This is a genomic window from Hymenobacter fodinae (genome assembly GCF_004745825.1).
Lineage (GTDB): Bacteria > Bacteroidota > Bacteroidia > Cytophagales > Hymenobacteraceae > Hymenobacter > Hymenobacter fodinae.
Genome location: NZ_SRLA01000005.1, coordinates 188,684 through 203,128, shown reverse-complemented (window position 1 = coordinate 203,128; position 14,445 = coordinate 188,684). Strand labels below are relative to the sequence as shown.

The window sequence follows — 14,445 nt, the reverse complement described above, 5'->3', positions numbered from 1 at the left end:
GTGGGCTACGCGTTCAGGGCTACTTCCGAAGGCTCGGGAACTTCGCCGATGGTGTGGCGCTCAATCCAGCCGCCGCCCAGCACGTCTTCGCCATCGTAAAACACGGCGGCCTGCCCTGGGGTTACGGCGTGCACAGCCTCTTCGAAGTACACGTAGATCTTGTCGCCCTTTTGCTCGAGGAAAGCGGGGGCGCCATCGTGGTTGTAACGGATTTTGGTGATGCTGGGCACCAAGCCGCGACCTTCCAAGGAGGCGTATTTGCCCATGTTGAGTTTGCCCACCACCGTGCGGGTACTAGCCAAGTCCTCAAAATTACCGAGTACCACACGGTTGGTTTCCGGGTCGATGGCGGTTACGTAGACGGGGAAGCCAAGTGCCACGCCCAGCCCCTTACGCTGCCCAATGGTGTAGAACGGGTAGCCTTCGTGCTTACCTACTACTGTGCCGTCGCGCAGTACAAACTCACCGCCAGCCACGCGCTCCTCCAGGCCCGGTACCCGGCGCCGCAGGAACCCGCGGTAGTCGTTGTCGGGGATAAAGCAGATTTCGTAGCTCTCGGGCTTGTTCACTAGTTCCGTGAAGCCCCGCTCACGGGCGAAATCATAAATAGCGGTTTTGCGCAACTGGCCTAGCGGAAACAGGGTACGGGCCAGGCTCTCTTGAGTCACTCCCCAGAGGGCATAGCTTTGGTCCTTGTTATCATCGAGGCCTTTGCTGATTACGTAACGGCCGTTTTCATGGCGCACCTGCGCGTAATGGCCCGTGGCAATAAAGTCGCAACCTAACTGGTCGGCGCGACGCAGCAGGGCATCCCACTTGATGTGGGTGTTGCAGAGCACGCACGGATTTGGCGTACGGCCGGCCAAGTATTCCTCGGTGAAGTTGGAAATAACAAAGTCGCCGAATTCGTCGCGAATGTCAATGATGTAGTGCGGAAAGCCCAAATCCACGGCAATCTGGCGGGCATCATTGATGCTATCGAGGGAGCAACAGCCGGTTTCCTTCTTGCTGCCGCCCGCCGAGGCGTAGTCCCAGGTTTTCATGGTCATCCCGACCACTTCGTACCCTTGCTCGTGGAGCATCACGGCTGCCACGGAGCTGTCGATGCCGCCGCTCATGGCAACCAGCACCCGTCCTTTCGTAGTATTCATAAGAGAATGAAAAGCGCCCGGAGCGTGAAAGGTTCCGGCCGTTGGTGCAAAGGTAGTGGGTATTGGGGAGTATGATTGGCTGCCCGCCGCGCGGCCTAGGCCACTTTCGGGAGAAAGTAGAAAGCAAACGAACCAGATAGGCTTATTTTACCCGAATATTGCACCTCCAAAACCCGGTCGGTGGCTTTCGCACTGATCCTTTTCTTGAACTTTCATTCTCGATATTTTCTGCCATGGCTCTCATCGTCCCCGTTATGGTGCGCGGCATTAACAACCTTTCTGATGCCCGTTACTGCGCCGGTATGGGCGCCGACAGCCTGACGTTCCGCCTCGACCCGGCCTGGCCCGACCATCTCTCGCCCGACGCCGTGAAAGAACTCGGCGGCTGGGTTTCGGGAGTTCAGCTGATTGGGGAGTTTGACACCTTGTCAGTGGATGAAATAAATGCCCTAGCCCAGGCCTGCGGCCTGCACGGCGTGCTGCTGCACCGGCGGCGCCCCGCCCACGAGCTGGCAGAATTAACTGTACCGGCCTACAAGCTCATCACTTGGATTCCGGATATGCTGCCGGAAGATGTGGAGCTGCGGTTCCGGGAGCAGCAGGCAACCTACGCGGGCTTTGTGCTGGCTCAAGCACCATCTCCGTTGCCGAGTGCTGCACAACTAACCCGCCTCACGGAGCAGGCCCGGCGCTACGCTATCTGGCTGGGCGAAGGCTACGCTCCTACCGACATCCGAAATTTTGTGGAAACGGTACGCCCCGCGGGTATTGTGCTGGAAGGCGGCCACGAAATCAAGCCCGGCCTCCGCGACTTTGAGGAGATGGAAGCTGTGTTTGAAGCGCTGGAAGACGAATAGTACGTTAGGCCATTATGGCCCGCACCGAGTACATGGGCTCGGCCCAGGCCGACTCTCCTACCACTTGAAGCTGTTGCCGGGCTTCCTGCTCAGGCAGGCTGTTTGTAAATAGGCGCCATGCCAATTCTGGGGCTATACCTACTTCGGTGGTAATAGCCCCGGTTGCTTGCTGGCCTAGCTCCCACACCTGCCCCACTCGCTGCAAATGCCACGTGTCGCCGGCGGGGCCGCTTACCGTTAGGGCTACGGTGGTGCCCTCCGGTGCCGAGAGGTGCCGGTACCGGTGCGGCAAGGCTCGCACGGAGGTGGCGAGAAAGGGATGGTACAGCTCCCGCGTAAGCAGAGGCTCCTCCTGCCCAACAGCCTGCCGAATCTGCTGCTGGTGGTGCCACTTCTCAGTGTAGTCGCGGGCAATGTGGAACCAGTTGGCCGATTGCTCTTCCCCGGCCCAAGCCACGGAAAACACGGCTGGCGCCTGGGGGTCAAGCGAGGCCATATACCGGCTGAAGGCCTCTCCACTCAACTCTAGCAGCCACGTTAGTACGGCCGGACTAAGGCGCTGGCCTGCGCTGACCCAACTGTTGTTGAGCTCGTTCAGAAACTGAACAACATCCTGGTAGGCCGGGCTAGCAGGGCCTGGCCCGGCGAAATGCCCATCTCGCAGCATAGACAAGGCCCGCAGGTTACCATCGAGCAGATGGAGCGCCACATCGCGCACGCGCCATTTAGGCGCTAGTGTAGGGGCTTCCCACTGCGCTGGGCTAAGCCCTTGTAAGAGGCGCAGTAAGTGCTCATCGAGCACAGGAAATAAATGAGTGGTAGATAAAGTGGGTAGCGCTTGCATACAATAGCCGTGGTGCTTTCGAGGCGTCAACTTAATTAAAGTTAGGTTTCAGCGGCTCATTATGGGGCTTATTTGTAGGTGCAACGCAACAGAGTGAGCCAACCGGCGTACGAAATAGAAGCAAGACAGGTGGTTACCTCCACGGTCTTGCCCTAGGTTGGCCCCTAGTTGGCCATTGTTCTTTCCTCCTAACCGTACCGCTATGTCAAAGCAATCTGGAAGCCGCAGTCAGCACGATCCTAAAGCAGGACCAAACGCTAACGATAAAATTAGCAATCAATCATCGGAGCAGGCGCAGCAGGCAGGCTCAACCGAAAAAGACCGCTCAGTGCGCAGCGGCCTCTCGGGTCAGGCCAGTCAGCCCCACGTGGCAGCCGGGAACGGCCCCGATAACTTCAAAGAGAAAATTGCCGGCAACATGGACAGTGGCACCGGCATGACGGCCCCTTCCGATAAAGGCGGCAAACGCTCAAACTCCAATAGCAACGAAGAATAAACCTTATTGTGCGCGGCATACGTGCCTGAAAACAAGCAGCGCCCGTGGTAGTCACCACGGGCGCTGCTTGTTTAGGCTCCAGAAACTGGCCTAGCTGAGCTGAAATTGCAGATACTTAATAGGCACGCCCTGGGCGCGGTACTTGCTCTCAAAATTTGTCTCGATGTCTTCGGCGTGGGGCAGCAGCTCGGGCGTGGCGTACAGATCCTTGGTGTAGGCCAGAATAGTGGTACCAGGCCGCTGCTGCACCGTTTCTAAAGAGTAATTGAAAAGGCCTTCATTGTCGGTTTTGAGGTGCACTAAACCGCCGGGGCGCAGCAACTGCTGGTACAGATCCAGGAAGCGCGGCGAAGTCAGGCGGCGCTTGATATCCCGGTCGCGGGGGCGTGGGTCGGGGAAGGTTATCCAGATTTCGTGTAGCTCGCTGGGAGCAAAATGCGTGAGCAGGTCGTGGGCCCGAGTGCGCACAAACCCCACATTGGACAGGCCTAGCGCCTCGGCGCGGCGGCTGCCCCGCCAAATTCGATCCCCCTTGATATCGAGGCCCAAGAAGTTGCGCTCGGGGTAGCGCTCTGCCAAGCCTACCGTATACTCGCCCTTGCCGCAGCCCACTTCCAGCGTGATGGGGTTCGGGTTCCGGAAAAACTCCTCGTGCCAGAGGCCGCCAAGTTTCTGGTAGTTGTCTTTGCCAGGCTCCACAATGTCATTGCGGCCGGCATTATCGGCAAAACGCTTTAGTTTAATTCGACTCACGAAAGGGTGAAGTGAGGTGATGAAATGGTAAAATGATGGGGCATAACTCCACCTGAAAGCCGAGCTTTTGATCTGCTACTTGATAAAGAAACTTACACCAACTAAGCAGTGCTACGCCTAACTGGCCTAGAGCTCTTCCAATTCGGCCACCACAAAGGTACTACCTCCAATGAAGACGACATCATCGGGAGCGGCGGCAGCGCGGGCAGCGGCCACGGCAGTAGCTACAGGGCCGTACACCTCTCCTTGCAGGCCTACTGCCGCAGCTCGCGCCGCCAGCTCCTCCCCTGGCAATGCCCGCGGTATAGTGGCCTGGCAGAAATAATAGGTAGCCTCGCGTGGCAACAGGCCTAGCATCTTCGACACATCTTTATCGTTGACGACGCCCAGTACAAAGTGCAGCCGCCGGTATGGCAGACGTGCTAGCTGCCCGGTCAAGAAGCGAATACCCGCTTCATTGTGGCCCGTATCGCAGACAACTAGCGGCCGGCGGCCCAGAATAGTCCAGCGCCCGCGGAAGCCCGTTAGCTGGCGCACCTCGCGTAGGCCAGTACGCACGGCTTCCTCCGGAATTACAAAGCCTAGCTGCCGTAGCTCCTCCAAGGTTGCCAGCACGCCGGCCAAATTCAGGCGCTGATAATCACCGGCCAGTGCCAGCTCCAAGTTGTCGAGGTAGTGGGCTCCATCGTGAGTTACCCGCAGCAGTTGCACTTCCTCATCGGGTGCGGCGGGCCGCACCGGCTCCATGTGGTAGTGCTGATCGGCGAAGCGTATGGGCGCTTGCTCAGCTGCCGCCTTATCCTTAAAAACGGCTTTCACTTCCGGTTGGGTCTGGCTGATGATGACGGGAACTCCCGGCTTGATGATGCCGGCTTTTTCACTGGCAATTTGGGGCAGCGTGTTTCCCAGCAAATTCTGGTGGTCGAAACTGATGTTGGTAATGAGCGACACCAAGGGCCGGATGATATTCGTGGAATCCAGCCGACCGCCAAGGCCTACCTCAATCACTGCCACATCTACTTGCTGCTCGGCGAAGTAGCAAAAGCATAGAGCCACGCACATTTCAAAAAATGAGGGCTGCACTTGCTCAAACTGCGGCCACCAGCGCGCCACCCACTCCACCAGATACTGCGGTTCTAGGTCCTGCCCGTTTACTTTAATTCGCTCGGTAAACTCGCGCAGGTGGGGCGAAGTGTAGAGGCCTACCTTATACCCCGCAGCCTGCAGCACAGCTGCTATTAAGTTAGAACTACTACCCTTGCCGTTGGTACCAGCCACGTGCACGCTGCGGAAAGTACGCTCGGGGTGGCCCGTCAGCTCGGCCAGCGCTTCGGTGTTGCCCAGCCCCGGCTTGTAGCCCGCCTCGCCTACCCGCTGAAACATGGGCAACTGCTGATAGAGAAAATCGAGAGTTTCGCGGTACGTCATAAGGGGTATTAATTATGAGCGGTCAGATGCAGTTGTGAGTTGTTACTTATCGGTTCTCAGAACAAACAAAGGACATCTCACTTCTGGCAACTGAAAAAGCCTGCAAAGCAAAGCCGCCGACCGGATAAATCCGACCGGCGGCTTAAAAAGCTTTTATGCTACGCGCTTATTGGACGGTAAAGCGGAAGGTGTAATACCCAGTAGCTCCGCCCTCAGCGGCGCTGGTTCGGCGGAACTCCACTCGTTCCAGCGCATCGCGGCAGGCGCGGTCCTGGGCCGGCGACACGTTGCCCGTCACCTTCGCCACCGACTCCACTTCGCCATCGGCGTTGATCTTGATGCGGTAGCGCACAAAACCTGAGTTGTTATCGAGAGCCGCTACGTTGGGTTTGCTTACCACCGCCCAGCCCGACATCTCTAGGCCACCCGAGCCAGGGCTTGTACCGCGGCCACCACTGCCCGGCTCGCCGGAGTAGGCCGTACCGGCGTACGTACCCCGTGGGTCACCTTTGTCGCCCACGGTGCCGGGGTTGTCGCCGTTGTTGTTGCCGGTGGGCGCGTTGCTGGTGCCGTTCACACCGTTGCCGCCACCGCTGTTGCTATTGGCGCGGGGAGTAAATACGGCCCGCTGATCTACTTTGGGGCGGGGCGGCTCAGGCTTCACCTCTTCTTTCACTGCGGGCGCAGGTTTGGTAACCGGCGGCACCGTTACGGGGCTTTCTTCAGCCTCGCTGGTTACCACGCGGGTTTGGGCTGGTGGCGTGGGGTCAGGCTGGGCTACTGGCCTAGGTGGCGTGGGGTCGGGCTGCGATGCAGGTGGGCGGCTGTCCTCCCGATTTTTGGACTCGTTGGCCGGCGCTTGGCTTTGAATGTCGCCGGAGCCTACTTCATCTACCCCGTAGTTGAGCTCTACCCCGTCTCCGCCTAGCGTCTCCAGGGGTGGATCGGGCCCTTTAAACACGGTGAAAATGAACAGCGCCGCAAGAGCGGCATGAATCAGCACCGTCCCGATTAAGGCCTCCCGACGATGCTCTTCCCGATATTCAGTTGCCATGGGTGAAGTAGTTGGCTCACACTGGCCTAGCGCGCAGTGGGAGAAAGTCAAGTATCAAGTGTGCAGCTGCGGTGCCCTAATGCAAATAAGCTGCCTGTTAATTACTACGCCCCGCTCCGAAAAACGGCAGACGGGGCGTAGCATATATAGTTAACGGAGAAGCCGGGCCTACTGGTTCAGCTGGCAGTGGCCTAGCTTACTTGCCGGAAGCCTGCTGGGCTTGGGTGGCCATCACCATCCGAATTTTAAGGCGGTTGCCAATTTCGAGGATGTCGACCAGCTTCTGCACATTCAGGGAGGCATCTACCCGTAACACGGCGGTCGGGCTTTCCAGTCCTTCTACGCGGCGGGCCAACTCAGCTTCGAGCTCGGTAGGCGAAGTTGGCTGCCGGTCGATGAAGTATTGCCCGGCGGCATCCACCGACACCGTGATGGGCTGCTTCATGGCTTGCTTACCCGAGCGGGCATTGGGCAGCATGAGCTTGATTACGTTCGGGTTCACCATCGTCGACACAATCAGGAAGAACAGCATCAGGAAGAACATGATGTCGTTCATCGAGCTGGTCTCGACGTGGGAAGAAAGCTTACGGCGCCGGCTGAGGTCCATGCGGTGAATGAATGAGTGAGCGAATGAGTGAGTAACCGTTGGTAAGTCGTGAAACACAGCTCACTCAGTTACTCATGCACTCGCTTTAATTGTCCTGCAGTATGTCCATGAACTCAATGGCCGAGTTCTCCATGCGGAAGACCATGCGCTCTACCATGATGCTGAGCCAGTGGTAGCCTACGTGAGCTACAATACCCACAATCAGACCCGCGGCGGAGGTTACCATTTTGGTGTACAGACCGCCTGAAATTTGAGCAATACCAAAGTCGCCGGTGGAGCTGATAGCGTAGAAGATCTTGATTACCCCGATGATGGTACCCACGAAACCAAGCATGGGCGCAATACCGGCCACAATACCTAGCACGTTGATGTTCTTTTCGAGGCGGGCAATTTCGATTTTGCCCACATTCTCCACGCTGGTTTCGATTTCCTTAAGCGGTAGGCCTATCCGGCGGATACCCTTCTCAATCATGCGGGCCAGCGGCGTAGGGTTCTGAGCGCACAGCATTTTCGCGCCCTGCAAGTCACCCTTCACCATCAGCCCCCGAATACCAGGCATAAAGGTATCTGAAACGGCGCCCGCTTTCCGGATGGTGAAATACCGCTCCAGAATGATGTACACTGACACGAACAGCAGCAGAAACAGCGGCACCATAATCCAGCCGCCGGCAAATACCAGATCGATGAGGGAAAGGCCGGTGGCAGCGTTGGCAGCCGTGTTGGCCGCAGTAGCAGCAGAGTCGGCAGCGGCGGGAGAAGCCGCGGGAACTGCTGCGGCCCCGGTGGGCGCTTGCAGCAGCAGGGTGAGAAGCGTCATGCTAGTAATTGAGGACCCAGAGTGTATTTCCTAAACGACGGCGCTGCGCCTGCGCTTCCCGGTCGGCTGAAGTACGGTCGGCGTAGTCAGCCACGGAAAGCTTGTACTGGCGGCTACCGGCCTGGGGCAGAATCACCCGTGCCGGGTGGCCTAGGCGCACCAGCGCTTGGCGGCCTTTCTCAGCGTTGGCCAAGGAAGTATAGCTACCCGCGATGATGTAGTAACGGCCCGTGCGGCTTTTAATTGTCGCGGTTTCGCTGCCCGCCGTTGCATTGGTAGCGGCTGCTTTTTCCCAGCCGGGTGCCTTAGCCTTCGGCTTAGCTGCTGCTTTAGCCGCCGGGGCCTTCTGACCGCCGGCTACCGTGGCTACTACAACGGGCTTTTTCACTACCGGTGCCGCTACCACTGCTGGCTTAGCAACCGGGGCCACTGCCGGAGCAGCTTTTTCCGGGGTGGCAGCTTCTACCGGAGTCTCCCGAATGGGCTGAGGCGTGGGCCGGGCTATTTCAGTAGCCAGCGCGGCTTGCTGCCGAGCCACTACTGGAGCTTGTACTTCCCTAGCTGAGGTGGTAAAAGAGGACTTGGAAATCTGCCAGCTCTCGGGCAAATACCCAAGCATGTCTAGGGTCATATAGTTAGCCGACAACGCCAGGCCAGCAATCAGAGCCATGGCGCCCACCCGGAAGGCGCGCGAAACACGCGAAGAGCGCGAGGCGGCCAGCAGCGGAGCGGGTGTGGGCCGCTCCCGCGCCATAATGGCATCGGTGGCGCGGATAGGCCTAGATACTAATTCAGGCAGGCCATAGCTGGCGCTGAGCAGGTTTTGGGTGCCCGTATACTCAAAATCAAGGCCCCGGCCAGCGGCCCGGCGGAACAACCCTACTCCGGGCAGCTCAGTGCGCTGGCCGGTTTCCAGTTCATCCTGCATCCGCAGCACCGCCTCGCGCACCATCTGCCGGGCTTGGGCCGTGCTAATGTCCAGCCGGCGGCTCAGCGCATCTACCAGCAGCCCGTCGTTGCGGGTCAGGGATTGGTTGAAGGCCACGCGCTTGGCGGGCGGCACCAACGTGTGGCGTACCGGATGAATCCGAGCCGGCTCATACTCCGCAATCAGGCCCCCAAAATCAGGAATGATAACGCAGTCATGGTCGCGGAGCAGGGTACGGATATGGTCGGAAAGCTGCATGCAGGAGACGTGCTAGTTTTTAAAAGTAATGAGCTGCCATTTCGGTTTTGGGCGGAATATGCAACGCAAAAGCGGCGAGCAACTGAGAGGTTACTCGCCGTATGCCTTGGCATACTCTGCCACCTAGCAGGCCTAGAAACCACCGCAAGAGTGGCCTAGCACCTGCCAAGAAATCAGCAGTTTAGAAATCATAGGTTACGCCCGCCAGTACGTTTATTCCCTTCACTGGATAGTTCAGGAAACGCTCGTTCTTGCGGCCCAACAGGTTATTGCCTAAAGCAAATATGGATAGATTTTCCATAATGCGGTAATCTGCGCGCAGGTTCAGGTCAATAACGGAGTCGGTGGGGCGCACCCGGGAGGTGTACGTAACCACCGGTGGCAAGGGTGGTACAGAAGCCGCTTCCTGCCGCTTGTAGCCCCGACCAAAGCTGGAGCTGTAGGTGTAAATCTCTGCCCCCAGGAGTAGCTTGTCGTACACGTTGTACGTCCCGAAAAGCGTGCCCTGGAAGGCCGGCCGGTGGAAGGCCTCCGGCAAAGAGTGCACTTTATAGCCGTTGTAGTCGGCCTTGAAGCCCACGCGGGTTTTCTCGGCGGCGTTGTAAATCACCTCGCCGTGTACATTCAGCAGCTGCGTCGACTTCTCATCGTACACCAGATCAAACTTCGTGGTGTCGCTCGGCGAGTTGGCATAGAAGTACAGGTTTTGGTCGTTGGAGAGCGTCACCCGGGCATTCACCTCCAGGGAACGAGCGGGCGCCGCCTGGAATCCGAAGTACAGGGTCGGCCCGCGGTGAGTATCGGCTACACGCTGATTAGGCGCCAACCACGGGTTTTCCGTGGTCAGGTCATACATCGTCACGCGCTGCAAGGCACCCCCTAGCCCCGCGTATACCAGAAACTTGTCTTCCGTTACAGTGTAGCCCACCCGCACGGCCGGGTAAAAGTTAGCCTGCTTGGCCTTCCCGATGGTGTCGCCAGTGTAGCCTAGCGTAGCTCCCACAGAAAGGGCCAAGCGGTCGAGGGTAAGCTCATAGGCTGGTGTCACCTGCACCAGGGGGCGGCTGTAGCTCAGTGAATCCCGGAAGTTGATAAACGACACGTCCCCATCGAAACGAATGCGGCTGGTTTCGCTGAGCTTGTAGCCCGAGCGCAACGTGGCGTATATGTTACTTTCTTTGGCGTTGAAGCGGTCTTTCCAGTAGTTAAAGCCTACTCCAAGATCGTACTGGAAGGCAGCATCGGCAGCGCGGTTGCGAGCATACAGCTTCACGGCGGCGCGGGTGAATACCTGCTTGAGGCTGTCGGCACTGGGGGGCAAGTTAAACTCCCGGTCGTAGCCGTAGAAGTTGTACCGCTCCCGCCCGGCGCTAGCCGTGGCACCAAGTACCAACGGGCCGCCGTAGGTTTCGCCGTTCAGGCCCAGGCTGGTCTGGCTTTGGCTGGAGTTCTTACGATCAACAGGGCCTTTTGAGGAGGAAAGGTGACTGAAGTCGAGGCCGTAGCTGGCGCGGTCGTTACGGTTGTTGTGCAGGTAGGCTTTGCCGTATACGGTGCCATAGTTGCCTAGGCCAGCCTTAAGATAGTTGCCGGTGAGCGGTGCCAGATCTTCTTGCCGGATGGTGAGCACCCGCACCGAGGGGTTGAGCTTATCGGCGGGCAAGCGAAAATCGGGGTACGTGTAAGTCACCTTCTTTTCCACTTTCACCGGCCCGTCCAGCTTTACTTTTTCAAAGTTGCGAGTGGCTTCGGGCAGCTCATTTACCCGCTCCTTCACAATCTCAATTTCGGCGTCCTCAATCTTGCCGCCCGTTTTCTGGGCCCACACGGTAGCCGGAGCAGCTACGGTTAGCAAGGTGGCAGCGGCCAGCAATTTCGACGGTTGAAACGTCATAGTATCGGGGGTTTAGCTCATTGCAACTGAAGATTTACCCTCTGGCCTACAATCAGCTATTCTTTAATTATTTATCAACCAAAAACTTTACTACTAAGCCTACTCTTCCTCCCCAACCGGACCATCGGTGGTGTTGGTGTTAGAGTTGGTAGGTGCCGCATCGGCGGGCGCCAGCGAGCTGCGTACAGGAGCCTTCGTGGCACCTTTGCCCGTAGCAGGTTTGGTGGCCGGGGTAGTAGTTTTAGGCGGTGTATTTTTGCCCGGTTGAGCTTTGGTGCCACCTGCTGGCGCAGGAGCCGCATCAGCGGGCAACTCGGCCAAGCGCTGCTTAGCACCATCCACGATTTCCTTCACCGGAAATTTGTTGTCGATGATAGAATTCAGCGTGGCGCGAGCCTGGAAGATTTCGTTCTGGGCCTTGTACACGTCGGCAATCAGCAGGAAAGCCCGGCCCAGCCACAGGTCGTAGTTGGCGAAGTCAGAGTTGCTCTTGTAAGCAGCGTCCAAGGCTTCGGGGTATTTCTTCTGCTGAAACAGCGCCTCGGCTATTAGGTATTGAGCTTCGGCGCCGCTTTCATCTTTGGCGGTAGCGGCAGCTGTGGTCAGCTCCGTAATAGCCTGGTCGATGTTGCCGGCTTTGTAGCTGGCTTTGCCCAGGTAGAGCAGGGCCAGGTTGGTGGCATTAAGTGCCGCGCCGCCCTGGGCCTGTAGCTCCTGTGCCACCCGCCGGGTACCTTCTAGGTCACCGGCTTCGTAGTAGCTTTTCATCAGCCCAATGCCAGCATTGGCTACTTCGCGCTTGTTCTGCGACACTTCGCGTAGGCGGGCGTAGTACTTAGCGGCCTCCGGGTAGTTCTTGTTTTCGAATTCCAGCTCAGCAATCCGACCCACGGCGCGGTTCACGAACTCACTCTTGCCTTCTTCCACCACCGCTTTCAGGCGCGGCAAAGCGTCGGCTTTGCGGCCCGTGCGCAGGTAAGAATCGGCCAGGAAGAAGCGACCATCGGCGGCCAGCACGGTGCTGGGATACTGCTGCAGGTAGCTCTCTAGGCGCGGAATGGCCTGGGCATATTTCTCTGCCAGGTACAGCGACTTCGCCGCCTCAAACTCCACGCTTTCGGTGGCTTTATTATCGGGATTTTGCTGCTTGAACTGCGCCAACGCCTGATCAAACTCTTCCGTCCGGCCCAGGGCCGATAGGCTTTCCTGCAAGCTGTAAATGGCGCTGCTCGCCGATTTTGTACGCGGATACTGACTCAGCACCTGCCGGAAGTCGGCCACAGCTTTCTCATGCTGCTCTAGGTTCTGGTAGGCCACTCCCCGCTTCTGCAGGGCCGTGGGTATCAGGGGTGAGTTAGGGCGATTCTGAATCAGGCGCATGAACCCATCCACGGCCGCCTGAAACGAGCCCGCTTCGTAGTCGAGCTGGGCCTGCTGGTATACAGCGTCGTCGGCGTAGCGCGAGTTGGGCGAGGTTTTCAGCAGGGTGCTCAGGGTGCTGGCGGCAGCTTCACGCTTGCCCATGAGGCCTAGGGTCTGCCCCTTGCGGTAGTAGGCGTAATCCTTATCGGCGGCGTTGGCCTGAATTACCTTGTCGTACTGGTCGATGGCCTGCTGGTAGTTTTTAGCTACGTAGTAGGTGTCACCGAGGCGCAGGGTCACATCGTAATAGTTCGGGTCGGCGGGCTTGGCGGTAGGGTCCTGTAGCCAGGCCTGGAATTGCTGGCGGGCGCGGTCGTACTGCTTGGTATTATAATAGGCGTACCCCAGACCGTAGCGCGCCTTCTGGTCGAAGTCGGTCTCGGCGGCCGAGCCGGTGCGGGCCGTGCGGGCGGCGGCCGTGTAAGCCGTAATGGCCGGCTGGTACTGCTGGCCTACGCTGTAGATTTCACCTTTTAGTACCTGGGCTGCGGCACGTAAGGCATCGTCCTGAGGGTACTTCAGACTCTTATCGAGCACCGGCAGGGCATCCTGGTAGCGGTTGTCGTTGTAGAGCGTGGCGGCGTGCAGGTAGGCCACCCGCTGGTAGGTGGCGTTGAGCTTGGGGCTGCGCTCGTCCAGGTTGTCGAGGTAGTTAAGCGCCTGGGCGTAATCGGAGGAGTTCAGGAAGCTCTCACTCAGGATGTCGTCGGCGGCCGCTTGATTGTTAGAACGCGGGAAACGTTTGGGAAAGTCACGCAGGGCGGCAATTACTTCCTGGGTGTTGCCCAGCTCATAATTAACCTGCGCGTACTTCAGCGTCGCGTTTTCGGTGATGTTCTTGTCGAAGGTGAGCTTGCGGGCGGCATCAAAGGAGTTTAGCGCCAGCGGCTTTTGATTGGTTTGCAGGTAGCTCAGACCCAAGTGGTAAGCGGCGTTCTGGCCTAGCGAGTCGCGGCGGGCCGCTACGTTCTTCAGGCTATTGATAGCGCCTTTGAAATCACCCTGCTTGAAGTTGGCGTACCCGATTTTGTACTGCACTTCGGGCTCAATCTTCTTGCGGCTGGCGGCGTACTGATCAAAGTAAGTAGCGGCTTGCTTGAAATCCTGCTTCTGATAATAGGCATCGCCCAGCAGTAATTGAATTTCGTCGGCGCTTTGGGGCGGGGGCGTTTGCTGGAGCGCCTGCGAGGCGTAGCTGATCAGCCCATCGTAGTCGCCTTCCTTATAATAGATCTGCGACATGATGGCGGGCACCACGGGCCGGTAGGCATCGTTCTGCTCGGCCACGGCCAAGTCTTTGCGGGCCCCGGCGTAGTCGCCAGCGCGGTAGGCCAGGTAGCCGGCGTAGTAGCTGCTGGCGTAGCGGTACTGGTGGCTGCCGGCCTTGTTGCGGTCGAACTGCAACTTGGCCTTGTCGTACTCCTTCTGCGCGAAGTAGCTGTAGCCCAGCTTGAACTCGGCTTCGGCGCGCTGGTCATCGGTGAGGTTGTCGGGGCCCACCTGCTGCAGGTAGCTGATGGCCTTCACGTAGTCCTTCTTGTCGAAGTAGAACTTACCGAGTTGGAAGTAGGCCTCGGCAGCTTTGGGATGAGCCGGGTTGGCGCTGGCAAACGCCAGAATGCGGTCTTCCGAATCGGGATGAAACAGGTAGAGGCCCGACACCGCGTAGTAGTATTCGGCATCGGTGGTGCGGCCGGCGGCCAGCTCGCCGGTGCGGCGCTGCGTTACGTCGAGGTAGCGTTGGAAAGCCTGCTGAGCGGCGCCGTACTTGCCGCGGTCAAAGAGTTCGAGGCCTTCCTGGAAGTGGCGTTCATCGTTGGTGAACACCTGCGTTTGCTGGGCCGCAGCCGCGAGTGGGGCAGCGGCGCTGAGGGAGGCGGCCAGCGCCAGGCGGGGGAATAGTTTCATCAGAAAGCGTTACGCAGAGAAAGGCCGG

At 58.5% G+C, this 14,445-nt stretch carries 12 protein-coding genes; 2 read left to right on the top strand and 10 right to left on the bottom strand.

Annotated elements, in window-relative coordinates:
* Nucleotides 1-5 precede the first annotated feature (5 nt).
* Nucleotides 6-1,151 (bottom strand): tRNA 2-thiouridine(34) synthase MnmA, encoded by a 1,146-nt coding sequence (gene mnmA, locus EU556_RS21175; RefSeq protein ID WP_135436148.1) that lies wholly within the window; start codon nucleotides 1,149-1,151, stop codon nucleotides 6-8.
* 233 nt (nucleotides 1,152-1,384) lie between these two features.
* Here mnmA and trpF point away from each other — a divergent pair, with 233 nt between their 5' ends.
* Nucleotides 1,385-2,008, top strand: coding sequence for a phosphoribosylanthranilate isomerase (gene trpF, locus EU556_RS21170; protein ID WP_135436147.1), 624 nt, complete (start codon nucleotides 1,385-1,387; stop codon nucleotides 2,006-2,008).
* Nucleotides 2,009-2,012: 4 nt separating this feature from the next.
* Here the strand turns inward: trpF and EU556_RS21165 are convergent, their stop codons facing one another.
* Entirely contained in the window at nucleotides 2,013-2,852 is an 840-nt protein-coding gene (locus EU556_RS21165; RefSeq protein ID WP_135436146.1) for a maleylpyruvate isomerase N-terminal domain-containing protein, read from the bottom strand.
* 202 nt (nucleotides 2,853-3,054) lie between these two features.
* Here EU556_RS21165 and EU556_RS21160 point away from each other — a divergent pair, with 202 nt between their 5' ends.
* Nucleotides 3,055-3,348, top strand: a complete 294-nt coding sequence (locus EU556_RS21160; RefSeq protein WP_135436145.1) for a hypothetical protein — start codon at nucleotides 3,055-3,057, stop codon at nucleotides 3,346-3,348.
* Between the two features lie 90 nt (nucleotides 3,349-3,438).
* Here the strand turns inward: EU556_RS21160 and trmB are convergent, their stop codons facing one another.
* The 8 genes from trmB to EU556_RS21120 all read right to left on the bottom strand — a co-directional run bounded on the left by trmB (nucleotide 3,439) and on the right by EU556_RS21120 (nucleotide 14,417).
* On the bottom strand, nucleotides 3,439-4,101 hold the full coding sequence (gene trmB, locus EU556_RS21155) for a tRNA (guanosine(46)-N7)-methyltransferase TrmB (protein WP_135436144.1): 663 nt from the start codon (nucleotides 4,099-4,101) through the stop codon (nucleotides 3,439-3,441).
* 126 nt (nucleotides 4,102-4,227) lie between these two features.
* A complete protein-coding gene (locus tag EU556_RS21150) occupies nucleotides 4,228-5,529 on the bottom strand; it encodes a bifunctional folylpolyglutamate synthase/dihydrofolate synthase (RefSeq protein ID WP_135436143.1) in 1,302 nt (433 codons plus the stop codon).
* Nucleotides 5,530-5,695: 166 nt separating this feature from the next.
* A complete protein-coding gene (locus EU556_RS21145; protein WP_135436142.1) occupies nucleotides 5,696-6,583 on the bottom strand; it encodes a TonB family protein in 888 nt (295 codons plus the stop codon).
* A 196-nt stretch (nucleotides 6,584-6,779) separates the two neighbouring features.
* Nucleotides 6,780-7,247, bottom strand: coding sequence for an ExbD/TolR family protein (locus EU556_RS21140; RefSeq protein WP_245327821.1), 468 nt, complete (start codon nucleotides 7,245-7,247; stop codon nucleotides 6,780-6,782).
* 28 nt (nucleotides 7,248-7,275) lie between these two features.
* Nucleotides 7,276-8,007 carry a MotA/TolQ/ExbB proton channel family protein gene (locus EU556_RS21135; protein ID WP_135436141.1) on the bottom strand — a complete coding sequence of 244 codons (732 nt, stop codon included), beginning with the start codon at nucleotides 8,005-8,007 and terminating at the stop codon, nucleotides 7,276-7,278.
* Between the two features lies 1 nt (nucleotide 8,008).
* On the bottom strand, nucleotides 8,009-9,193 hold the full coding sequence (locus EU556_RS21130; RefSeq protein WP_135436140.1) for an HU domain-containing protein: 1,185 nt from the start codon (nucleotides 9,191-9,193) through the stop codon (nucleotides 8,009-8,011).
* Nucleotides 9,194-9,374: 181 nt separating this feature from the next.
* The gene (locus EU556_RS21125) at nucleotides 9,375-11,087 is read right to left on the bottom strand and encodes a TonB-dependent receptor (RefSeq protein WP_135436139.1); all 1,713 of its coding nucleotides are present in this window, start codon (nucleotides 11,085-11,087) and stop codon (nucleotides 9,375-9,377) included.
* 99 nt (nucleotides 11,088-11,186) lie between these two features.
* On the bottom strand, nucleotides 11,187-14,417 hold the full coding sequence (locus EU556_RS21120; protein WP_245327820.1) for a tetratricopeptide repeat protein: 3,231 nt from the start codon (nucleotides 14,415-14,417) through the stop codon (nucleotides 11,187-11,189).
* Nucleotides 14,418-14,445: the final 28 nt, after the last annotated feature.